Here is a 21,055-nt window from a genome sequence, read left to right as displayed (position 1 = left end):
GCCGCCCGTCCGGGCGGCCGCGCTCAGGCGAGACCGCCGAGCGCACGGATCCTGGCCCATTCGGCCTCGGTCACCGGCTGAACCGACAGGCGGGAATTGTTGACCAGAACCATGTCGGCGAGCGCCGGGTCGGCCTTGATCGCCTCGAGCGTTACCGGGCGCGGCAGCGCCTGCACGGCCTTCACGTCGACCATGCCGAAGCGGCCGGTCTCGTCGGTGTGGTCGGGATAGTAGGGGCGGATCACCGCGACGATGCCGACCACCGCCTTGCCCTCGTTCGAGTGGTAGAAGAAGCCCTGCTCGCCGACCTGCATCGCCATCAGCTGCTTCTTGGCGAGGTGGTTGCGCACGCCGTTCCAGTACGTGCCGGCGTCTCCGGCCGCGACCTGCTGCGCCCACGACCAGGTCGCGGGCTCGGATTTGAACAGCCAGTACGCCATCGCTGAGATCCCCGAGGACCGCCCGGCCGGGCGGCAGGCCCCGCCATAGCCCAGCTTCGCCCCCGCGGGACAGGTCGACGCTGCGGCCCACCCGCATCCGGGCAAGCCCTGAGTCACCGTTAAAAAATCAGTAACATCTGGTTTATCGAGGAATGATGTTGGCTGAATATTAAATTCTGAATGCCACACCTCGGAGAGGAACGCCCAGTAATTATCTCCGGTTGCATACATGCTGTCCCTGGTCGGCTGCTTCGCCGGAGAACATAACTTTTGGCTTGTAGCCCTGGCGGCGCTTGTCTGTGCGCTGGCAAGCGCGACGGCGATGGAACTGCTCATCCATGCCGAAAGGGCGGGCGACCGCAGCCGCTACACCTGGCTCGCGGTGGCCGCCGCCGCCGGCGGATCGGGGATCTGGGCGACGCATTTCCTGGCGATGCTCGCCTTCGAGCCGGGGCTGCCGTCGGGCTACGGCGTCGGGCTGACCATCCTCTCCTACGCCGATGCCGTGGCGATCACCGGGCTCGGCTTCGCCCTGGCCACGACCGGCCGGGCGGTCCAGGCGGCGCTCGGCGGTGCGGTGGTGGGCGGCGGCATCGCGGCGATGCACTATACCGGCATGGCCGCCTATCAGGTGCCGGGGCACCTCGTGTGGAATCCGCTCCCGGTCGTGATCTCGGTCGGCCTCGGGGCGGCATTCGGCGCCGCCGCCCTGGCGGTGGGGCTGTCGGCCACCACGGTGCGGGGCCGCTTCGGCGGCGGCGCGCTGCTGATCCTGGCGATCTGCGGCCATCACTTCACCGGGATGGCCGCCGTGACCATCCGGCCCGATCCCATTGTGGCGATCCACCCGAGCGCCATCAGCACCGCGTGGATGGCGGCTTCGGTGGCGGCGGCGAGTGTCCTGATCCTGCTGCTCGCCGGGGCAGCGCTGGCGCTCGATCTGCGGGAGCGCAGGCGCGCCGAGTTCGAGCGCGAGCGGCTGCGCAGCCTCGCCAATGCGGCGGTGGAGGGCCTCGTCGTCTGCCGCGGTGGCGAGATCGTCAGCGCCAACGAGGCCTTCGCCCGGCTCGCCGGCACCGGGACGTCCGACCTCGTGGGCACGAAGCTGGCCGCGTACCTGCCCGGCGTCGCCGCCGGGGCCGGAACGGTCGACCAGCCGCTCGAGGCGGAACTCGTACCGGCGGAGGGCGGCCCCATCCCGGTGGAGGTGATCATGCGCCCCGTAGCCGAGTACGGGCGCCTGCCGCACCACGCCGTGGCGGTGCGTGACCTGCGCGCCCGTCGCCGGGCTGAGAGCGAGATCCATTACCTCGCCCACCACGATGCGCTCACGGGACTGGCCAACCGCACGAGCTTCCATGCGCGGCTCGAGCGGGAGATCCGCGCCGCAGACGCCCAGGGCAGCCGGCTTGCCGTGCTGTGCCTCGACCTCGACCGCTTCAAGGAGGTCAACGACCTGTTCGGGCACGCGGCCGGCGACGCGATGCTGCGCGACCTCGCGCTCCGGGTCGGCGGCCTCCTCGACCCCAAGCAGCTGATGGCCCGGCTCGGCGGCGACGAATTCGCGATCCTGACGCCGCAGGTGGACGGATCCGCCGAGCGGCTGGCCGAGCGGATCCTGGCCACCCTGGCCGCGGTTCCGGCCGCCTCCGGCCCGGTGATCGCCACCAGCATCGGCATCGCGGTCTATCCCGACGACGCCGCGGACCAGCACGCGCTCCTGAGCCACGCGGACGCTGCCCTGTACCGGGCCAAGAACGAGGGGCGCGGCATCTGCCGGCGCTACGACGCCAGCATGGGCGCGCAGATCCGCGACCGGCGGCAGCTGGAGCGCGACCTGCGCCACGCGGTGGCGCGGAGCGAGCTGGAACTCGTCTACCAGCCGCAGACCCAGATCGGGACCGGCGCGGTGACGGGCTTCGAGGCGCTGCTGCGCTGGCGCCACCCCGACCGCGGCAGCATCTCCCCGGCCCTGTTCGTGCCGATCGCGGAGGAGACCGGGGCCATCCTGGAGATCGGCGCCTGGGTCCTGCGGGAGGCCTGCCGGGCGGCGGTTCGCTGGTCGAACCCGCTGGCGATCGCCGTCAACGTCTCCGCGGTGCAGCTCCACAACCCGCATTTCGTGCAGTTCGTCCACGGGACCCTGTTCGAATCCGGCCTGAAGGCCGAGCGCCTCGAGATCGAGATCACCGAGACGGCGCTGATCCGGGATCCGGCCCGGGCGCTCCTCACCCTGCGCCAGCTCAAGGCCCTGGGCGTGCGGATCGCCATGGACGATTTCGGCACCGGCTATTCCTCGCTGTCGAACCTGCGCTCCTTCCCGTTCGACCGAATCAAGATCGACGGCTCGTTCATCAGGGCGGTCCACAACAACCCGCAGGGGGCCGCGATCGTGCGCTCCGTCCTGGGGCTGGGGCGCGGCCTCGGGCTCGCCGTGGTGGCGGAGGGCGTGGAGACGGCCGATGAGCTGGCCTTCCTGGCGGCGGAGAACTGCACCTCCGCCCAGGGCTACCTGCTGGGCCGCCCCGCGCCGATCGGGCGCTTTTCCGCCCACACCCACGGCGCCCAGCCTGAGCGGGCGGCCTCGGTGGCGTGAGGCGGTTTCCGGCCCGGGCCGCGCGACCTAGTCGGACTCCCCGCGCAGCGGTCGGGCCAGCAGCCCCGCGATCACGTCGTCGACGCTGGCCTTGCCCGCCACGATGGCGGCGACGGCCTCCGCCACCGGCATCTCGACGCCCTTGGCGGCGGCGAGGCCCGCCAGCGCCGTGGCGGTGAACGCCCCCTCGGCGAGCTTGCCGCCCGCGGCCTCGGCCGGGCTCGCCCCGGCGCCGAGGCGCTGGCCGAAGGCGAAGTTGCGCGATTGCGGCGAGGAGGCGGTCAGCACGAGGTCGCCGAGGCCGGAGAGGCCCATCAGCGTCTCGGGTCGTCCCCCGAAGGTGCGGGCGAAGCGCATCAGCTCGGCGAAGGCGCGGGCGATCAGCGCCGCCCGGGCGCTCTCGCCGAGCCCGCGCCCGGCCACGATCCCGCACGCAATGGCCAGGACGTTCTTGCCGGCACCGCCGATCTCGACGCCGCGCACGTCGTCGGTGTGATAGAGCCGAAAGCTCGGACCGGACAGCAACCCGCTCAACGACGCGGCGAGACCGGGATCGGCCGCCGCCAGGGTCACGGCGGTGGGCAGGCCCCGGGCGACGTCGGCCGCGAAGCTCGGGCCCGACAGGACCGCCACGGGCGTGCCCGGCGGCAAGGCCTCCGCCGCGACCGCGCTCATGAAGCTGTCGCTGCCGCGCTCGATCCCCTTGGCGCAGACGATCACCGGACCGGCCGTGGCCAGGGGGCCGTGCAGATTCGCCAGCACGCCGCGCACGGTCTGGGCCGGCACGACCAGCAGGGTCGCCCGGGCGCCGGCGAGCTGTTGCGGATCGGCCGTCGCCGCGATGCCCGGATGGAGCGGCACGCCGGGCAGGTAGCGCGGGTTCTCGCGGTCCGCCTGGAGGGCGGCGGCGGCCTCCTTGTCGCGCAGCCAGAGGGTGACGGGGTGGCCGGCCCCGGCGGCGGCGTTGGCCAGCGCCGTTCCCCAGGCGCCACCGCCGACGACGTTGATCGGGCTCTGCGCGCTCATGCCGCGTCCTCCCTGTCCGCGCAGTCCAGTCGGTAGAGCACGTGCGCGCGCAGCGGCCCCTCCGGCACGGCCGGATGCGGAAACGTTCCGGACGGCGCCATGCCGAGGCGCTCCATCACGGCCCGGGACCGGGCATTGCCGGCCGCCGTGAAGGCCACGACGGCGCGGATGCCGCAGCGCCCGGCGAGATCGGCCAGCGCCAGCCGCCCGGCGCGCGTGGCGAAGCCCCGGTCCCAGGATCCCCGCGCCAGGCGCCAAGCCAGCTCGACCGTCGTTCCGGGCCGGTCGCCGCCCGGGAAGGGCAGGGGGCGCAGGATCCGCATCGCGCCCGCGAAGCCGATGAAGCGGCCAGCGTGCTCCAGGGCCCAGGGGCCGAACCCGTCCGCCACGAAGCGCCGGTCGAAAAGGCCGGCCTCGGCGGCGCTCTCCGCTTCGGTCCGGGGCCGGGGGAAGTGGGCCATCACCCTCGGGTCGGCGTTGAGCGCCGCGAAGGGCGCCGTGTCATCCGGGCGCCAGCGGCGCAGGATCAGGTCGCCGTCCCGGAGGGCGTCGGGCACCGGCGCGGGCGGGATCTTGCCGCGCCACGCCAGCGAGCGCCGGTTCAGGAGCGCGAGATCGGCCTCGCCGGCGAGCACGGCCTCGCCGAGCGTGATCGCCAGCTCCAGTTGCTCGGGGGGCATGGTGGCGTAGGCGGGCGGGCGGACATGGTCGCGCCACGGCCCGCCGCAGGCCTGGTCCAGGAGGATGCGGGCGAAGCAATGGTCGAGCCGCACCGGCCAGCCCGGACGGGCGGCCTCGGGCAGCCGGCGCTCCACCAAGTCCCGCCAGTGCGCGCGCCGCTCCGCCGCGCTCATCCGGCCGGGACCGCCGGCCGGGCCGGAGCGGCCGCCAGCGGCCACCGGGGCCGCGCCGGGGCGGTGAGGTCGTCCACCAGCCCGAGACGCAGGCGCTCCAGCCCGGCCCAGGCGATCATCGCGCCATTGTCGCCGCAGAGCGGCAGGGGCGGCGCCACGAAGCTCAGGCCCGCCTCGCCGGCCAGGGAGGCCAGCGCCCGCCGGATGGCGCCGTTGGCCGCCACGCCCCCCGCCGCGACCAGGGCGGTGGGCCGTCCGGCCACGTCCGAGAAGGCCCGCAGGGCGACCCGGGCGCGGTCCACCACCACGTCGACCACCGCGGCCTGGAAGCTCGCGCAGAGATCGGCGACGTCGCGCTCGGCCAGCGGGGCGATCCGCTCGGCCTCGATCCGCAGGGCGGTCTTGAGGCCCGAGAGAGAGAAATCGGCCTCGCGGCGGCCGAGCATCGGCCGGGGCAGGGCGAAGCGCTCGGGATCGCCGGCCTCGGCCATGCGCTCGACCGCGGGGCCGCCGGGATAGCCGAGTCCGAGGAGCTTGGCGGCCTTGTCGAAGGCCTCGCCGATGGCGTCGTCCACGGTGGAGCCGAGGCGCACATAATCGCCGACGCCGCGCACGGCGATGAGCTGGGTGTGGCCGCCCGAGACCAGCAGCAGCAGGTAGGGGAAGGCGATGCCGTCGGTGAGCCGGGCCGTGAGGGCGTGGGCCTCCAGATGGTTGACGGCGAGCAGGGGTTTGCGGGTCACGAGCGCCAGGGTCTTGGCGGTGACGAGTCCGACCAGCACGCCGCCGATCAGCCCCGGGCCGGCCGCAACCGCGATGCCGTCGAGATCCTGGAAGCCGGTTCCGGCCCGGTCGAGGGCGCGGGCGATCAGCCGGTCGAGCACCTCGACGTGGGCGCGGGCGGCGATCTCCGGCACGACGCCGCCATAGGCCGCGTGCTCGGCGATCTGGCTCAGCACCTCGTTGGCGCGGATCTGGCCGACGCCCTCCTCGTCGACCGACACCACCGCGGCGGCGGTCTCGTCGCAGGTGGTCTCAATGCCGAGCACGGTCTTCTGCACGGGTGGAACTCCTCCGATCCGAACCGCATCCTATCCGCCGGCGGTCACGGCGCGAAGGCGGAGCCTCGTCGAGCGCAGCGGCCCGAACGACGGCCTCGGGCCTTCGGAAAACGACGCAGCGCTCGGCCGTCTCTCCGATCCGCACCTCGGGTCGAGGGCGCGGCTGGAATGGCCATCGCCGGCCCGCCCCGCCCGGCAGGTGCGCGACCCCGGTCGCCCTCAGTCGACCGCCACCATCACGTCGGAGGCCTTGATCACCGCATAGGCGGGACCGCCGGCGACGAGCTTGAGGGATTCGACGGCCTCGTTGGTGATCGAGGCGGTGACCACCTGGCCGGGGCTGATCTCGATCTTGACGTGGGAGGTGGTCGCCCCCTTCCCCACCGAAAGGACCGTGCCCTTGAGAACGTTGCGCGCGCTGATCTTCATGGTCTGCTGCCCAGCTTCATAAGCCGCACCGGAACAGGCCGCCTCGGGCGGCCTCGGGCGGGTCTCCTACAGCATGGCGGGGCCCCGCGCGACCACCTCAGCGCGGATCGGCGTCGGGCTCGCCGGCCTCGTCCTCGGGGATCGGCGCGGCGCCCCAGGCGGCCAGCGCGGCGTTGAGGTCGTCGAGGACGAAGTGCCGGGCGCTGTCCCGGTCGTATCCGTCGGCCAGAAGGTCGTCGTAATCGGTGAAGACGTGGCGCGCATACGTGACGAGGGCGAGACGTGCCGCGGTCTCCGGGGCGGCCCGGCGCAGGCCCGGGCTCGCCAGAGCCCGGTCGAGAATGGCCTCCGCCTCGAAATCCGGCAGGCGCGTGGCGAGCCGGGCCAGCGCGGCGGCGACGGCATCCCGGCGGTTCGAAGGCGGTGGTCCGGCACTCATCGGGGGCCTGGCGACGGCATGCTTTTAACCGCGCGATCGGATAGGATCGACGCTCGATAAGGCGGGGCCGGCACAGGATCCTCCGCCGGGGAGATCAGGTCCATGGCAAGTCTTCGTCCCGCGCTGCTTCTCGGTCTCCTGCTCGGGGCCGCGCCGGCGCTGGCCCAGGGCCCGGCTCCGGGTGCGGGTCCCGGCCCCGCCGCCGGCCCGACCGGCCCCATCGTGGGCGGCCGCCGGGTGCCCCCCACGGGCCAGACCAAGCCGCCGGGCGCCGCCGCAGCCACCGGAATGCCGCAGCCCGTGAACCAGGCCGAGATGATCAAGGCTCAAAAGGCCGCCGAGGCCCGCTCGAAGGCCTGGGACAGCAAGATGCGCCACACGATGGGCTCGATCTGCCACGGCTGCTGAGGCCCGGCACGTCATGCCGGAGGCCGGAGTGCCCGCTCGGCTTGAGGCTCCGGAAACGCGAAGGGGCCGCCCGCATGGGCAGCCCCTCCATCGGTCGCCGGGGCGACAGGATCAGCGGGAGTAGAACTCGATGACGAGGTTCGGCTCCATCTGCACCGGGTAAGGAACCTCGGACAGGCTGGGGATGCGGGTGACGCGGGCGGTCATCTTGGCGTGGTCGGCCTCGATGTAGTCCGGCACGTCACGCTCGGGGAGCTGGGTCGCCACGATGACGATCTCGAGCTGGCGGGACGATTCCTTGACCTCGATCAGGTCACCGGCCTTCACCTGGTAGCTCGGGATGTTGACGCGGACGCCGTTGACCTTGACGTGCCCGTGGTTGACGAACTGGCGCGCGGCGAACGGGGTCGCGACGAACTTCGCCCGGTAGACCACGGCGTCGAGGCGGCGCTCGAGCAGGCCGACGAGGTTCTCGCCGGAATCGCCGCGCAGGCGGATCGCCTCGGCGTAGTAGCGGCGGAACTGCTTCTCGGTGATGTTGCCGTAGTAGCCCTTGAGCTTCTGCTTGGCGCGCAGCTGCGTGCCGAAATCGCTCATCTTGCCCTTGCGGCGCTGGCCGTGCTGGCCGGGGCCGTACTCGCGGCGGTTGACGGGGCTCTTCGGGCGGCCCCAGATGTTCTGGCCCATGCGGCGGTCGAGCTTGTGCTTCGCCTGAATCCGCTTCGACATATCTTTCGCGTCCTCTCGAGACCGAGAATGAGGAACGCGCCCTCCTTTTCCCGGACGTCAGGTCCGGGACGACAGGGCGGGAGGATCCCGCCCACGGGTGCGCGTGAAAACGCGACGGGGCCCCGTGCGGAGCCCCATCGACGGGCGGGTCTTTAGGGGACGGGGCCGCCGCGGTCAACCGTGAGAGGTCAGATGGACGAGTCAGTCGCGGTCCGGCGCGGTGCGCCCGCGGACGTGGAGGTGATCCGGGCGCTGGTCGAGGCTGCCTACACCAAGTGGATCCCGGTGATCGGCCGCCTGCCGATCCCGATGCGGGCGGATTACGCGCAGGCGGTGCTGGAGAACCGCTTCGACCTGCTGCTGGCCGGCCCGGAGCTCGCCGGGCTGATCGAGACCAAGGCGGAGGCCGACCACCTGCTGGTCGTGAACGTGGCGGTGGACCCGGCTTTCCAGGGCCGGGGCTTCGGCGTCAGGCTGATGCAGCGGGCGGACGCCATCGCGGCGGAAGCCGGGCTCGCGCGGCTGCGCCTCTACACCAACAAGAAGTACGTCGCGAACCTGCGCCTCTACGGCGCGCTCGGCTACAGGGTGGAGCGGGAGGAGCCCTATGCCGGCCCGGGCCGGACGCGGGACGACGACATCACCGTGCACATGGTGAAGGATCTCGCGGCCGACATGGCTGAGCGCCGGCAGGCCTGACTCATCGACCCGGCCCCCAGTCATCGCGAGCGCAGCGAAGCGACCCAGGGTGGCGCGCCGCCGCAGAGCGTGGCGCCGCTGGATTGCTTCGCTGCGCTCGCAAAGCCGGCGTGTTCCCCCCGGCCCACGGTGAAAGCCCGGTCTCCCGGCTCCCCTCAGGTCACTACGCTCGGCTCGGCCCGGCCGGTGCGGGGCTCGATCTCGGCGATCGCGCGGGCCGCCGCCGCCACCGGCCCCAGCACCTCGGCCACCGACAGATCGAGGCGGTCCGGCGCGTTCTCGTAGCGCTCCAGGTAGACCCGCAGCGTCGCCCCGGCGGTGCCAGTTCCCGAGAGGCGGAACACCGCCCGCGCATCCTCGGCGAAGCCGATCCGGATGCCCTGGCGCTCGGTCAGCGAGCCGTCCACCGGGTCACGGTAGGCGAACTCGTCGGCGGTCGACACCGTGAGATCGCCGATCCGCGTCCCCGGCAGCCCGGCGAGCTTCTCGCGCAGCGCGTCCATCAGGCCGTTGGCGCCGTCCGAATCCACTTCCTCATAGTCGTGCCGGGCGTAGTAGTCGCGGCCGTAGGTCCGCCAATGCGCCCGCACCAGCGCGTCGGCGCGCTCGCCGGTGGCGGCCAGGATGTTGAGCCAGAGCAGCACCGCCCAGAGCCCGTCCTTCTCGCGGACGTGGTTCGAGCCGGTGCCGGCGCTCTCCTCGCCGCACAGGGTGATGAGGCCAGCATCCAGCAGGTTGCCGAAGAACTTCCAGCCGGTGGGCGTCTCGTAGGCCTTGATGCCGAGGGCGGCCGCGACCCGGTCGGCGGCGCGGCTCGTGGGCATGGAGCGGGCAACGCCCGACAGGCCGCCCGCGTAGCCTGGCGCCCGGTGGGCATGGGCGGCGAGCAGCGCGAGGCTGTCGCTCGGCGTCACGAACAGGCCCGGGGCCACGATCATGTTGCGGTCGCCGTCGCCGTCCGAGGCGGCGCCGAAATCCGGCGCGTCCGGCCCCTGCATCAGGTCGAACAGGTCGTGGCAATGGACCGGGTTCGGGTCCGGGTGATGGCCGCCGAAATCCTCTTTCGGGACCGCGTTGACCACCGTGCCGGCGGGCGCGCCCAGCATCCCTTCCAAGATCGCCGTCGCGTAAGGTCCGGTCACCGCGCTCATGGCGTCGAAGCGCATGCGGAAGCCGGAGGCGAACAGGCGCGACACCGCGTCGAAATCGATCAGCGTGCGCATCAGCGCGGCATAGTCGGCCACCGGGTCGATCACCGTGACCGTCATGGCGCCGAGGCGAGTGTCGCCGAGCGTGTCGAGGTCGAGGTCCGGGGCTTCGACGAGGCGATATTCCGTCAGCGCCTTGGCGCGCGCGAAGATGGCGTCGGTGAGGGATTCGGGCGCCGGGCCGCCGTTGGCGGCATTGAACTTGATGCCGAAATCGCCCTCCGGCCCGCCCGGATTGTGGCTCGCCGACAGGACGATGCCGCCGAGCGCCCTGGCCTTCCGGATCACGCAGGAGGCGGCGGGCGTCGAGAGCAGGCCGCCTTGCCCGACCAGGACCCGGCCGAAGCCGTTGCCGGCCGCGAGGCGCAGGGTCTTCTGGACCACCTCGCGGTTGAGGAACCGGCCGTCGCCGCCCAGCACGAGGGTCGCGCCGTCCTTGTCGGGCAGGGTGTCGAAGATCGCCTGGATGAAGTTCTCGACGTAGTTCGGCTGCCGGAACACCGGCACCTTCTTGCGCAGGCCGGAGGTGCCTGGCTTCTGGTCGGGGAAGGGCGTGGTGGCGACGGTGGTCGGAGTCGTCATGAGCGGGCGTCTCCCGGAATCTTGCGCCTCCATGCCCGTGCGGAGGCGCGGCGTCACCAGCCCCGGCGACAGGGGCGGGCTTTTTTCACGCGGTTTCGCCGGATCGGGCGACGGAATCCGCCGCCTGTCCGCCGGCGGTCGGCTCGAGGCGTTGCGCCGGCCGACACCCGCCGGTTGTATCGCGCGAGCCGCCAGACAAGGCGGCCCGGAGGAAATCATGGCGGACAGACCGATGCGGACAGATCCGAACGCGGCACGGCAGGGCCGGGGCTTGGCCCGGCGCGACCTGGTCGGGGCGCTCGCCGCCGGTGCGGCGGTCGCGGCCGCAGCGGCACCGGCCGTCGCCGCCTCATCCGCCCGGCTGACGACAGAGGAGTTCCGCCTGCCCTGGAGCGAGCCCGGCGTCGACATCTACGTGCGCAACAAGCGCCCGGCCGGGACCGACCGGTTCCCGGGCGACCGGATCCTGCTCTACGTGCACGGCTCGACCTACCCGTCCTCCACGGCCTTCGACCTGCCGCTCGGCGGGATGTCGGCCATGGACTACCTCGCGGGCCTCGGCTTCGACGTCTACTGCGTGGACCTGCCGGGCTACGGCCTGTCCGGGCGCCCGGCCGCCATGGACGCGCCGCCGGACGACAACCCGCCGCTCATGCGCACGCCCGACGCCGCCAAGGTGGTGGGGCAGGTGGTCGACTTCATCCGGAAGCGGCGCAACGTCGAGAAGATCGACCTGATGGGCTGGTCCTGGGGGACCTCCACCATGGGGCTCTACACCAGCACCCACAACGACGCGGTCAACCGCCTCGTCCTCTACGCGCCGCAATGGCTCGCGCGCACGCCGGGCCTGATCGGCGGCGGCGGCAAGGTGGGGGCCTACCGCACCGTCAGCCGCGACAGCGCCCGGGCGCGCTGGCTGACCGGGGTGCCCGAGGACAAGAAGGCCGACCTGATCCCGGCAGGCTGGTTCGACCAATGGGCCGACGCGACCTTCGCCACCGACACAGCAGGAGCCAAGCGATCGCCACCGGTCCTGCGCGCACCGAACGGCACGGTCGCCGACAAGGACGCCTACTGGGCGGCGGGCAAGCCCCTCTACGACCCGGGCGAGATCCGCGTGCCGGTGCTGATCATCCACGCCGAGTGGGACGCGGATCTGCCGAGCTACCAGGCGCAGGAGTATTTCACCAAGCTCACGCACGCGCCCTACAAGCGCTTCGTCGAGCTGGGCGAGGGCACCCACACGGTGATGATGGAGAAGAACCGCATGCAGTTCCTCCACGAGGTCGGGGCCTTCCTCACGGAGGCCGACCCGCAGGCGCTGAACTGAGCGGCCGTGCCCGGGGGGCCGGCCCTTCCCATACCGTTGCCTCATCCTGAGGTGCCCGCGCCAGCGGGCCTCGCAGGCGGGCTCCAGGGATCGCGCGGCCGGCTGGCTGGAGGCCTCCTTCGAGGCCTCCGCTCCGGCACCTCAGGATGACGGCACGAACAGGTGGGCTCGGGGCGGGGCGGCCAGCCCGGCCGCCCCGGCGGCCGAGCCCTATTCCGCCGCCTGCCGGGCCGCGTAGCCCAGCCGCTCGTTCAGTGCGCGGATCAGCTTGGCCGCCGCCTCGGCGATCACCGTGCCGGGCGGGAAGATCGCCGCCGCGCCGGCCGCCGTCAGCGCCGCGTAGTCGCCCGGCGGGATGACGCCGCCGATGGCGATCATCACGTCGTCGCGGCCCTGCTCGGTGAGCGCCGCCTTCAGCTCCGGCACCAGGGTCAGGTGGCCGGCCGCCAGGGACGAGACGCCGACGATGTGGACGTCGTTCTCCACCGCCTGCCGGGCAGCCTCCGCCGGGGTGGCGAAGAGCGGCCCGATATCCACGTCGAAGCCGAGATCGGCGAAGGCCGAGGCGATCACCTTCTGGCCGCGGTCGTGCCCGTCCTGGCCCATCTTGGCGACCAGGATGCGCGGCCGGCGGCCGTCGTTCTCCTCGAACGCCTCGACCAGCGCCCGGACTTCCTCGACCACAGGCGACATGCCCCCCACCTCGCGCTTGTAGACGCCGGAGATCGAGCGGATCTCGGCGCGGTGCCGGCCCCAGGCCTTCTCCAGGGCCTCGGAAATCTCGCCCACCGTCGCCTTGGCGCGGGCCGCCTCGACGGCGAGTTCCAGCAGGTTGCCGGCGCCGTCGGCGGCCTTCGTGAGGGCGTCGAGCCGGGCCGTCACGGCGGCCTCGTCGCGCTCGGCGCGCAGGCGCTTGAGCTTGTCTATCTGGAGCCGGCGGACGTTGCCGTTGTCGACCCGCAGCAGCTCGATCGCCATCTCGTCGTCGGCCTTGAACTTGTTCACGCCCACGATGGTCTGGCGCCCGGAATCGATCCGCGCCTGGGCGCGGGCGGCGGCCTCCTCGATCCGCAGCTTCGGGATGCCGGCCTCGATCGCCTTGGCCATGCCGCCGAGCCCGTCGACCTCGCGGATATGCTCCCAGGCGCGCGCCACCATGTCGGCGGTGAGCTTCTCGACGTAGTAGGAGCCGCCCCAGGGATCGACGATCCGGGTGGTGCCGCTCTCCTGCTGCAGGAACAGCTGCGTGTTGCGGGCGATCCGCGCCGAGAAGTCGGTGGGCAGCGCCAGCGCCTCGTCCAGCGCGTTGGTGTGGAGCGACTGCGTGCCCCCCTGCGTCGCCGCCATCGCCTCGATGTTGGTGCGGGTGACGTTGTTGAACACGTCCTGGGCGGTGAGCGACCAGCCCGACGTCTGCGAGTGGGTGCGCAGCGCCAGCGACTTCTCCGACTTCGGATCGAAACTCTTGACCAGCTTCGCCCAGATCAGGCGCGCGGCCCGCATCTTGGCGACCTCCATGAAGAAGTTGGTCGAGATCGCCCAGAAGAACGACAGGCGCGGGGCGAACTGGTCGATGGTCAGCCCGGCCGCCAGCCCCGCCTTGATGTACTCGACGCCGTCGGCGAGCGTGTAGGCGAGCTCGAGGTCGTTCGTGGCGCCTGCCTCCTGCATGTGGTAGCCGGAGATCGAGATCGAGTTGAACTTCGGCATGTTCTTCGACGTGTAGGCGAAGATGTCGGAGATGATCCGCATCGATCCCTTGGGGGGATAGATGTAGGTGTTGCGGACCATGAACTCCTTGAGGATGTCGTTCTGGATCGTGCCGGCGAGCTTCTGCGGCGGCACGCCCTGCTCCTCGGCGGCGACGATGTAGAGGGCGAGGATCGGCAGGACCGCGCCGTTCATCGTCATCGAGACGGTCATCTCGTCCAGCGGGATGCCCGAGAAGAGCGTCCGCATGTCGTAGATCGAGTCGATCGCCACGCCCGCCATGCCGACATCGCCCGAGACGCGGGGATGGTCGGAATCGTAGCCGCGGTGCGTGGCGAGGTCGAAGGCCACCGACAGGCCCTTCTGCCCGGCCGCGAGGTTGCGGCGATAGAAGGCGTTCGAATCCTCGGCCGTGGAGAAGCCGGCATATTGCCGGATCGTCCAGGGCTGGGTGACGTACATGGTCGGGTAGGGGCCGCGCAGGAACGGCGCGATCCCCGGATAAGTGTCGAGGAACTCGATGCCCTCCCGGTCCTCCGGCCCGTAGCGGCCCTTCACCGGGATGCCCTCCGGCGTCATCCAGGGCTCGCCGAGCGCCGGGGCCGCGATCGCGAGTGAGTCGCCGGCGAGCGGGATTCCGGCGAAGTTCGGGATGCGGGAGGTCATGGCGTTGACTCGTTGTGGCGTTTGTCACGCCATTATAGGGACCCGCTCGGAGCGGGCTACTCCCCTATCGGTCAAGCTTCCGCGGAAGGCCGCGCAGCGCCGGTGCCTCAGCGCGCCTCGGCGGCCCGGTCCCTCGGGCCGCGCCACAGGAGGTAGAGTCCGGCGCCGGCCAGCATCAGCGCCATCCCGTACCAGGTGATCGCGTAGACGAGGTGGTTGTTGGGGAAGGCGATCACCGTGAGGCCGCCCACCGGCAGGCCGCCGGGATTGGGCGTCGCATCCGCGTCCACGAAGTAGGGGGCGACGTCGGTGAGGCCCCGGGCCGCCGCGATGGCCGCCACGTCGCGGGAATACCAGCGGTTGTCCTTCGGATCGTTGGCGCGCAGGAACGCGCCCTTGGGTTCGGTCAGCCGCAGGAGGCCGGTCACATTCGTCGCGCCCGCCACCTGCCCGGCCTCGCGGGTCGCCGGATCCCGGCGGTCGCCGGGCACGAAGCCGCGATTGATTAGCACGAGGGTTCCGTCCGGCCGCCGCAGGGGCGTCAGCACCCAGAAGCCGCCGCCCAGCTCGGTGACGGCCTGAACCAGGGTCTCGCGATCGTTCAGGAAGGTGCCGGAGAGCCGGACGTGCCGGTAGGCGTCGTCGGGGCCGACGCGCGGCCAGTCGGCGGGGCCCGGCGCCGGCACCGGCGCGGCGTGGACCCGGGAATCGACCCGGTCGATCAGGTCGAGCTTCCAGGCCCGCCGCTCCACCTGCCACGTGCCGAGTCCGAGCAGGACGACGAACACGAGGCCCGCGCCGACGCCGAACACGGCGCGCCGCAGCAACGACATCGGGGCCGGGGAGGGGGCCGGGCCCGGATCAGCCCCCCCTCCCGACCCCGCGGGTTCCGTCTCCGAACGCGCGCTCAGCGGGCGTTGTTCATGACGTCGTGGGCATCCATCGGCATCATGTTGTGGTTGAGGTGGTACATGACCCACACTGAGCCGGCGAGCATGATCACCACCAGCGTGATGGTGAAGATCAGCGCCATGAAGGTCCAGCCGCCCTCCGACTTCGTGCTCATGTGCAGGAAGTAGATGACGTGCACGACCATCTGGACGCCGCCGAGCGCCAGGATGACCAGAGAGGTGACGAGGCTGTTGTCGAGGACGTTGCCCATCACCAGCCAGAACGGGATCACCGTCAGGATCACCGACAGGACGAAGCCCGTCATGTAGCTCTGGAAGCTGCCGTGGCCGCCCTCGCTGTGGGCGTGGGCGTCGTGCGTGTCCTGGCCGTGGCCGGTGAGGCGGTGTGCGTCGGCGCTCATTCGAGCACTCCCATCAGGTAGACGACGGTGAAGACGCCGATCCAGATCAGGTCGAGGAAGTGCCAGAACATCGACAGGCACATCAGCCGGCGCTTGTTCTCGACGATCAGGCCGCGCTTGCCGACCTGCACCATCAGCACGACGAGCCACAGGATGCCCATCGAGACGTGCAGACCGTGGGTCGACACCAGGGTGTAGAACGACGACAGGAACGCGCTGCGCCAGGGCGGCGCGCCCTCGTGGAACAGGTGGACGAACTCCCGGATCTCCAGCGCCACGAAGGCCGCGCCGAACAGGCCGGTCACCGCCAGCCAGATCTGCGTCTGCTTCACCCGGTCCCGGTCCATCTCCAGCATGGCGAAGCCGTAGGTGATGGACGAGAATAGCAGCATGGCGGTGTTCACCGCGATGCCCGGCAAGTCGAACAGCTCCTTCGGGGTGGGGCCGGCCGCGTAGCTGCGCCCGAGCACCCCGTAGGTCGCGAACAGGGTCGCGAAGATGAGGCAGTCGCTCATCAGGTAGAGCCAGAACCCGAGCATGGTCGAGCCCTCGGAATGATGGCCCTCCTCGTCGGTCTGGTAGAAGACCGGCGCCGCGGCGCCGGGGGGTGCAGTCTCCGCGTGCATCATCGGATCACGCCATCTCCAGTTCGCGCGTCCGCTGACCTTCCGTCCGACTAACGACGTCGGCGGGAATGTAGTAGTCGCGATTGTAATTAAAGGTGTGAGCGATCGCGACGACGAAGATCGCCACGAAGCTGAGCGCCGCCAGCCACCAGACGTACCACACCATGGCGATGCCGAAGGTGAAGTTCAGGGCCGCCAGGATCGCGCCGGCCGCGGTGTTCTTGGGCATGTGGATCGGCCGGTAGCCCTTGAGCGGACGGTCGAAACCGCGGTTCTTCATGTCCCACCACGCGTCGGAATCATGGACCACCGGCGTGAAGGCGAAGTTGTAGTCCGGCGGCGGCGAGGAGGTGGACCATTCCAGGGTCCGGCCGCCCCACGGATCGCCGCTGAGGTCACGCAGCTTGTCGCGGTTCCGGATCGAGACCACGAACATGATGATCTGCGAGGCGATGCCGCAGGCGATGAGCGCCGCGCCGATGGCGGCGATCACGAACCAGATCTGCAACGACGGGTCGTCGAAATGCTGCATGCGCCGGGTCACGCCCATCAGGCCGAGCACGTAGAGCGGCATGAAGGCGACGTAGAACCCGGTCACCCAGAACACGAGGGCCATCTTCCCCCAGAACTCGTCGAGCTTGAACCCGAAGGCCTTGGGGAACCAGAAGGTCACGCCGGCGAACATGCCGAACAGCACGCCGCCGATGATCACGTTGTGGAAGTGCGCGATCAGGAACAGCGAATTGTGCAGCACGAAGTCGGCCGGGGGCACCGCCAGGAGGACGCCGGTCATGCCGCCGATCACGAAGGTGACGATGAACGCCACCACCCACAGCATCGGCACCTCGAACCGGATCCGGCCGCGGTACATGGTGAACATCCAGTTGAAGATCTTCGCACCCGTCGGGATCGAGATGATCATGGTCGTGATCCCGAAGAACGAGTTCACGTCCGCGCCCGAGCCCATGGTGAAGAAGTGGTGCAGCCACACGAGGTAGGCGAGGATGGTGATGACCACCAGCGCGTAGACCATCGAGGTGTAGCCGAACAGGCGCTTGCCGCAGAAGGTCGAGGTGATCTCCGAGAACACGCCGAAGGCCGGCAGGATCAGGATATAGACCTCCGGGTGACCCCAGATCCAGATCAGGTTGAAGTACAGCATGGCGTTGCCGCCGAGGTCGTTCGTGAAGAAATGCGTGCCGACGTAGCGGTCGAGCGACAGCATCGCGAGAACGGCCGTGAGGATCGGGAAGGCGGCCACGATCAGGATGTTGGTGCAGAGCGACGACCAGACGAAGATCGGCAGCTTCATCATGGTCATGCCGGGCGCCCGCATCTTCACGATGGTGGCGATCAGGTTGATCCCTGAGAGCAGCGTCCCGATACCGGCGATCTGCAGGGCCCAGATGTAATAGTCGACGCCGACGCCGGGGCTCATCGCAGCCCCGGAGAGCGGCGGGTAGGCGAGCCAGGTGGCGCGGGAGAACTCGCCGACGAACAGCGAGACCATCACCAGCATGCCGCCGGCGACCGTCATCCAGAAGCTGAAGTTGTTGAGGAACGGGAAGGCGACGTCGCGGGCACCGATCTGCAGCGGCACCGCGAAGTTCATGAGCCCCGTGACGAACGGCATCGCCACGAAGAAGATCATGATCATGCCGTGGGCGGTGAAGATCTGGTCGTAGTGGTGCGGCGGCAGGAAGCCCTGCTCCTGGCCGAACGCCACCGCCTGCTGCGAGCGCATCAGGATCGCGTCGGCGAAGCCGCGCAGCAGCATCACGCCCGCGAAGATGCAGTACATGATGCCGATCTTCTTGTGGTCGATCGACGTGATCCAGTCACGCCACATCGGCCCCCAGAAGCGGTAATAGGTGATGACCCCGAGGACGGTGAGGCCGACGACGGCCACGCCGGCGAAGGTCCCCTGCAGGATCGGCTCATGGTAGGGGATCTGCTCGATCGTAAATCGACCGAAGAGCAGCTGCTGGAGGTCCAGGTTTGCGAACATGGGATCGGCCCGTTCAGTGGGTTCGACGGCGACCGCCGGTCATGTGTGTGGAGTCCGCTGTCGTCACGCGCGGAATCATTGGTTCTGCTGCTTGATCATTGATTCAGCTGCTTCGGGGCGATCTGGCCGCCCTCGCTCTGGCCCTCGCCGGAGCCCTTGCCCTGGCTGTCGGGCGCCTTCTGCTCCCGGACATCCGGGTTGCCCATGTCGGGCCGCGGCTGCATGCCCTGGGGCTGGGTCTGGCCGTGCGGGGCGGTCTCCGAGGCCGGCGCCGTGGCGCCCGGCGCCTCGACGCCGCGCTCGGCGAGGCGGTTATCGTACTGGAGCCGCTTGTAGTTCTCGGCGGCCTCCGCGCCCGAGGCACCGCCCTGCGCGTCGATCTTCACCATCTCGCCGACGCACATCTGGTCGGGCCGGGGGCACATGCCGATGATCCGGTCGTAGAGGCCCTTCATGTAGGACTTGTAGAACCGCGCCGGCTCCGCCTCGCTCGGCTCCTCCAGCTTCAGATAGGCCTCCTGGGTCAGCTCGCCGCCCTGGGCCTTGGCCTTGGCGATCCACTGGTCGAAGCTCTCGTTGGTCAGGCCGTGGAACTTGAAGAACATGTTGGAGAAGCCGGCGCCACTGTAATGCGCCGAGCGGCCCTCGTAGGCGCCCTCCCGGTTGATCACCGCATGGAGCTGCGTCTGCATGCCGGGCATCGCGTAGACCATGCCGGCGAGCGTGGGCACGTAGAACGTGTTCATCACGTCGGTCGCGGTGATCTTGAAGCGGATCGGCCGGTCCACCGGCGCCGCCAGTTCGTTGACCGTGGCGATCCCGTATTGCGGGTAGAGGAACAGCCACTTCCAATCCATGGCGATCGCCTCGACCTCCAGCGGCACGGTGCCCGCCGGGACGTCGCGCTTCGGGTCGATCTTGCTGAGCGGCCTGAACGGATCGAGGGTGTGGGTCCCGATCCAGGTCAGCGCGCCGAGCGCGATGATGATCATCAGCGGCGCCGTCCAGATCAGCACCTCGAGCTGCGTCGAGTGGTGCCATTCGGGATCGTAGACCGCGTCCTCGTTGGTGGCGCGGTAGCGCCACGCGAAGATCAGCGTGAAGGCGATCACCGGGACGATGATCAGGAGCATCAGCCCTGTGGCCGCCAGCACGAGGTTGCGCTGCTGCTCGGCCACGTATCCGGCCGGATGCAGGACCACGAAGTTGCAGCCGCCGAGCAGGGTCAGGAGCGGCAGGGTCAGGAGCGGCAGGAGGCGCCGCCCGCGGCCGCCTCGGCGCGTCGCGGTGTCGGTCCTGTCCGGTCGATGGGTCTTAGAGGTCACAGCACGCGTCTCGTTATCCCATGCCGCTGCCGCGGCGCTTCTGCCGTGCCGCGCGAGGCGGCGTTCCTGTCAGCCAAAGGGTGGCCGGCGGCCTTCGCCGCCGGCCGGACCGGCTACATCTGACGCATTTCCGAGCGGTCGGTGAACAGGGCCACCAAGCTGCAGACCGCGCCCGACAGGAGGTACACGCCGATCATCGCCAAGCCGTAGCGCTGCGAGAGGAACAGGGCCACGAGCGGTGCGAAGCCGGCGCCGAGCAGCCACGCGAAGTCGGAGGTGAGCGCGGCACCGGTGTAGCGGTAGCGGTTGCCGAGGCGGGCGCTCACCGCACCCGCGGTCTGGCCGTAGGCGAGGCCGAGCAGCATGAAGCCGATCGTGACGTAGATGGTCTGGCCGATGGCGCTCTCGCCGAACAGGAGCGGCGCGATGATGCTGCCGACGGCGAAGAAGCCGATCAGCGAAGAACTCATGATCAGGCAGTTGCGGCGACCGATCTGGTCGGCGATCAGCCCGGAGGCCGCGACCGCGCCGGCGCAGACGATAGCACCCGAGAATTGTACGATCAGGAACTCGCCCGGCGAGCGGGTGGTGGCATTCAGCGCCAGCCACGCGATCGGGAAGATCGTCACGAGGTGGAACAGCGCGAAGGCGGCGAGCGGCACGAAGGCGCCGCGGACCACGTCGCCCGCGTGGTGGCGGAACAGCTCCAGCGCCGGGACCGGACGCAGCCGGTCGAGGTCCATCATCCGGGCGAACTCGTCGGTGGCGACGAGGCGCAGCCGGGCGAACAGGGCGACCACGTTGATGGTGAAGGCGCAGTAGAACGGGAAGCGCCAGCCCCAGTCGATGAAGTCGGCCTCGTCGAGGTTGACGAGGAAGAACGCGAACAGCGCGCTCGCCACCATGAAGCCCAGCGGCGCGCCGAGCTGCGGGATCATCGCGTACCAGCCGCGGCGCTCGCGCGGGGCGTTCATGGCGAGCAGCGAGGCGAGGCCGTCCCAGGCGCCGCCCAGCGCCAGGCCCTGCAGGATCCGCAGGCCGGCCAGGATGTAGACCGCCGAGATGCCGATGCTGTCGTAGCGCGGCAGGAAGCTTACCGCCGCGGTCGAGCCGCCGAGCAGGAACAGGGCCGTGGTCAGCTTGACGCTGCGGCCGTGGCGCCGGTCGATCGCCATGAACAGCACGGTGCCGACCGGCCGAGCGATGAAGGCGAGGGCGAAGATCGAGAAGGCGTAGAGCGTGCCCTTCAGCGGGTCGACGAAGGGGAAGAAGACCTTCGGGAAGACCAGCACGCAGGCGATGCCGAACACGAAGAAGTCGAAGTATTCGGAGGCGCGACCGATCACCACGCCGATGGCGATCTCGTTGGGATGGACCTTGTGGTCTCCCATCGCCTGCTGGGCGTCGCGCTCCAGGCCCGTGACCGTAGGGGTGTTCGCACTCATCTCTGATTGTCGCCCTCGCCGCGCGCCCGTCGGGACGCCTTGGCCGGAACTGCCTCTTGCGGCATGTCCAGAGGTATCGCAACCGGCTCCGGACGCAAGTTCACCCACTGACGCATGCATAGCACCGCGTGGTCGCGGCCACCGGCGGCGCCACGGGGCGAG

Annotated in this window: 19 protein-coding genes; 4 read left to right on the top strand and 15 right to left on the bottom strand. The window is 70.4% G+C overall.

All coding sequences use genetic code 11. From position 1 onward, the window contains the following. Positions 1-23 precede the first annotated feature (23 nt). On the bottom strand, positions 24-440 hold the full coding sequence (locus tag CIW48_RS23740) for an EVE domain-containing protein (RefSeq protein ID WP_149312951.1): 417 nt from the start codon (positions 438-440) through the stop codon (positions 24-26). A 229-nt stretch (positions 441-669) separates the two neighbouring features. Here CIW48_RS23740 and CIW48_RS23735 point away from each other — a divergent pair, with 229 nt between their 5' ends. Further along, on the top strand, positions 670-3,036 hold the full coding sequence (locus CIW48_RS23735) for an EAL domain-containing protein (RefSeq protein ID WP_149312950.1): 2,367 nt from the start codon (positions 670-672) through the stop codon (positions 3,034-3,036). A 27-nt stretch (positions 3,037-3,063) separates the two neighbouring features. Here CIW48_RS23735 and CIW48_RS23730 read toward each other — a convergent pair whose 3' ends face one another. The 5 genes from CIW48_RS23730 to CIW48_RS23710 form a co-directional block, all read right to left on the bottom strand. Next, positions 3,064-4,062, bottom strand: coding sequence for an NAD(P)H-dependent glycerol-3-phosphate dehydrogenase (locus CIW48_RS23730; RefSeq protein WP_149312949.1), 999 nt, complete (start codon positions 4,060-4,062; stop codon positions 3,064-3,066). Beyond that, positions 4,059-4,916 (bottom strand): GNAT family N-acetyltransferase, encoded by an 858-nt coding sequence (locus tag CIW48_RS23725; RefSeq protein WP_149312948.1) that lies wholly within the window; start codon positions 4,914-4,916, stop codon positions 4,059-4,061. The genes CIW48_RS23730 and CIW48_RS23725 overlap by 4 nt, the downstream gene beginning before the upstream one ends. Beyond that, a complete protein-coding gene (tsaD, locus tag CIW48_RS23720) occupies positions 4,913-5,977 on the bottom strand; it encodes a tRNA (adenosine(37)-N6)-threonylcarbamoyltransferase complex transferase subunit TsaD (RefSeq protein WP_149312947.1) in 1,065 nt (354 codons plus the stop codon). The genes CIW48_RS23725 and tsaD overlap by 4 nt, the downstream gene beginning before the upstream one ends. 219 nt (positions 5,978-6,196) lie before the next feature. Next, complete coding sequence (locus tag CIW48_RS23715) at positions 6,197-6,406, bottom strand: molybdopterin-binding protein (protein ID WP_091776215.1); 210 nt, start codon at positions 6,404-6,406, stop codon at positions 6,197-6,199. A gap of 97 nt (positions 6,407-6,503) precedes the next feature. After that, on the bottom strand, positions 6,504-6,845 hold the full coding sequence (locus CIW48_RS23710; protein ID WP_149312946.1) for a DUF2293 domain-containing protein: 342 nt from the start codon (positions 6,843-6,845) through the stop codon (positions 6,504-6,506). A 102-nt stretch (positions 6,846-6,947) separates the two neighbouring features. Between CIW48_RS23710 and CIW48_RS23705 the strand changes: the two genes are divergently transcribed. Continuing rightward, on the top strand, positions 6,948-7,253 hold the full coding sequence (locus tag CIW48_RS23705) for a hypothetical protein (RefSeq protein ID WP_149312945.1): 306 nt from the start codon (positions 6,948-6,950) through the stop codon (positions 7,251-7,253). Positions 7,254-7,364: 111 nt separating this feature from the next. Here CIW48_RS23705 and rpsD read toward each other — a convergent pair whose 3' ends face one another. Then, positions 7,365-7,982 (bottom strand): 30S ribosomal protein S4, encoded by a 618-nt coding sequence (gene rpsD / locus CIW48_RS23700; RefSeq protein ID WP_007558459.1) that lies wholly within the window; start codon positions 7,980-7,982, stop codon positions 7,365-7,367. A gap of 192 nt (positions 7,983-8,174) precedes the next feature. Here rpsD and CIW48_RS23695 point away from each other — a divergent pair, with 192 nt between their 5' ends. Further along, complete coding sequence (locus CIW48_RS23695) at positions 8,175-8,681, top strand: GNAT family N-acetyltransferase (protein WP_149312944.1); 507 nt, start codon at positions 8,175-8,177, stop codon at positions 8,679-8,681. 155 nt (positions 8,682-8,836) lie between these two features. On the opposite strand, the gene CIW48_RS23690 is transcribed toward CIW48_RS23695, so the two are convergent. Beyond that, a complete protein-coding gene (locus CIW48_RS23690) occupies positions 8,837-10,471 on the bottom strand; it encodes an alpha-D-glucose phosphate-specific phosphoglucomutase (RefSeq protein WP_149312943.1) in 1,635 nt (544 codons plus the stop codon). 217 nt (positions 10,472-10,688) lie between these two features. Here CIW48_RS23690 and CIW48_RS23685 point away from each other — a divergent pair, with 217 nt between their 5' ends. Next, positions 10,689-11,801, top strand: a complete 1,113-nt coding sequence (locus tag CIW48_RS23685; RefSeq protein ID WP_149312942.1) for an alpha/beta fold hydrolase — start codon at positions 10,689-10,691, stop codon at positions 11,799-11,801. A 210-nt stretch (positions 11,802-12,011) separates the two neighbouring features. Here the strand turns inward: CIW48_RS23685 and scpA are convergent, their stop codons facing one another. The 7 genes from scpA to CIW48_RS23650 form a co-directional block, all read right to left on the bottom strand. Continuing rightward, positions 12,012-14,177, bottom strand: coding sequence for a methylmalonyl-CoA mutase (scpA, locus tag CIW48_RS23680; protein WP_149312941.1), 2,166 nt, complete (start codon positions 14,175-14,177; stop codon positions 12,012-12,014). A gap of 107 nt (positions 14,178-14,284) precedes the next feature. Beyond that, a complete protein-coding gene (locus CIW48_RS23675) occupies positions 14,285-15,010 on the bottom strand; it encodes an SURF1 family protein (protein WP_246695397.1) in 726 nt (241 codons plus the stop codon). A 74-nt stretch (positions 15,011-15,084) separates the two neighbouring features. Beyond that, positions 15,085-15,489: a cytochrome o ubiquinol oxidase subunit IV gene (cyoD, locus tag CIW48_RS23670; protein WP_149312939.1), complete on the bottom strand. Its 405-nt coding sequence runs from the start codon at positions 15,487-15,489 to the stop codon at positions 15,085-15,087. Continuing rightward, positions 15,486-16,118 carry a cytochrome o ubiquinol oxidase subunit III gene (gene cyoC / locus CIW48_RS23665; protein WP_149312938.1) on the bottom strand — a complete coding sequence of 211 codons (633 nt, stop codon included), beginning with the start codon at positions 16,116-16,118 and terminating at the stop codon, positions 15,486-15,488. Before cyoC ends, cyoD begins: the two co-directional genes overlap by 4 nt. A gap of 4 nt (positions 16,119-16,122) precedes the next feature. Next, positions 16,123-18,123 (bottom strand): cytochrome o ubiquinol oxidase subunit I, encoded by a 2,001-nt coding sequence (gene cyoB / locus CIW48_RS23660; protein ID WP_149312937.1) that lies wholly within the window; start codon positions 18,121-18,123, stop codon positions 16,123-16,125. A 95-nt stretch (positions 18,124-18,218) separates the two neighbouring features. Then, a complete protein-coding gene (cyoA, locus tag CIW48_RS23655; protein WP_149312936.1) occupies positions 18,219-19,448 on the bottom strand; it encodes a ubiquinol oxidase subunit II in 1,230 nt (409 codons plus the stop codon). A gap of 113 nt (positions 19,449-19,561) precedes the next feature. Next, positions 19,562-20,893, bottom strand: a complete 1,332-nt coding sequence (locus CIW48_RS23650; RefSeq protein WP_149312935.1) for an MFS transporter — start codon at positions 20,891-20,893, stop codon at positions 19,562-19,564. Positions 20,894-21,055 lie beyond the last annotated feature (162 nt).

Origin of the sequence: Methylobacterium sp. P1-11, from assembly GCF_008329595.1 — a bacterium.
Taxonomy (GTDB): domain Bacteria; phylum Pseudomonadota; class Alphaproteobacteria; order Rhizobiales; family Beijerinckiaceae; genus Methylobacterium.
The sequence above is the reverse complement of the archived record's forward strand: the minus strand, read 5'-3'. Positions and strand labels throughout refer to the sequence as shown.

What these genes read in the sequence shown, in the direction of transcription:
- CIW48_RS23740 (WP_149312951.1), bottom strand. Translation starts at nt 440, where the DNA reads ATGGCGTACTGGCTGTTCAAATCCGAGCCCGCGACCTGGTCGTGGGCG.
- CIW48_RS23735 (WP_149312950.1), top strand. Translation starts at nt 670, where the DNA reads ATGCTGTCCCTGGTCGGCTGCTTCGCCGGAGAACATAACTTTTGGCTT.
- CIW48_RS23730 (WP_149312949.1), bottom strand. Translation starts at nt 4,062, where the DNA reads ATGAGCGCGCAGAGCCCGATCAACGTCGTCGGCGGTGGCGCCTGGGGA.
- CIW48_RS23725 (WP_149312948.1), bottom strand. Translation starts at nt 4,916, where the DNA reads ATGAGCGCGGCGGAGCGGCGCGCGCACTGGCGGGACTTGGTGGAGCGC.
- CIW48_RS23715 (WP_091776215.1), bottom strand. Translation starts at nt 6,406, where the DNA reads ATGAAGATCAGCGCGCGCAACGTTCTCAAGGGCACGGTCCTTTCGGTG.
- CIW48_RS23710 (WP_149312946.1), bottom strand. Translation starts at nt 6,845, where the DNA reads ATGAGTGCCGGACCACCGCCTTCGAACCGCCGGGATGCCGTCGCCGCC.
- CIW48_RS23705 (WP_149312945.1), top strand. Translation starts at nt 6,948, where the DNA reads ATGGCAAGTCTTCGTCCCGCGCTGCTTCTCGGTCTCCTGCTCGGGGCC.
- rpsD (WP_007558459.1), bottom strand. Translation starts at nt 7,982, where the DNA reads ATGTCGAAGCGGATTCAGGCGAAGCACAAGCTCGACCGCCGCATGGGC.
- CIW48_RS23695 (WP_149312944.1), top strand. Translation starts at nt 8,175, where the DNA reads ATGGACGAGTCAGTCGCGGTCCGGCGCGGTGCGCCCGCGGACGTGGAG.
- CIW48_RS23690 (WP_149312943.1), bottom strand. Translation starts at nt 10,471, where the DNA reads ATGACGACTCCGACCACCGTCGCCACCACGCCCTTCCCCGACCAGAAG.
- CIW48_RS23685 (WP_149312942.1), top strand. Translation starts at nt 10,689, where the DNA reads ATGGCGGACAGACCGATGCGGACAGATCCGAACGCGGCACGGCAGGGC.
- scpA (WP_149312941.1), bottom strand. Translation starts at nt 14,177, where the DNA reads ATGACCTCCCGCATCCCGAACTTCGCCGGAATCCCGCTCGCCGGCGAC.
- CIW48_RS23675 (WP_246695397.1), bottom strand. Translation starts at nt 15,010, where the DNA reads ATGTCGTTGCTGCGGCGCGCCGTGTTCGGCGTCGGCGCGGGCCTCGTG.
- cyoD (WP_149312939.1), bottom strand. Translation starts at nt 15,489, where the DNA reads ATGAGCGCCGACGCACACCGCCTCACCGGCCACGGCCAGGACACGCAC.
- cyoC (WP_149312938.1), bottom strand. Translation starts at nt 16,118, where the DNA reads ATGATGCACGCGGAGACTGCACCCCCCGGCGCCGCGGCGCCGGTCTTC.
- cyoB (WP_149312937.1), bottom strand. Translation starts at nt 18,123, where the DNA reads ATGTTCGCAAACCTGGACCTCCAGCAGCTGCTCTTCGGTCGATTTACG.
- CIW48_RS23650 (WP_149312935.1), bottom strand. Translation starts at nt 20,893, where the DNA reads ATGAGTGCGAACACCCCTACGGTCACGGGCCTGGAGCGCGACGCCCAG.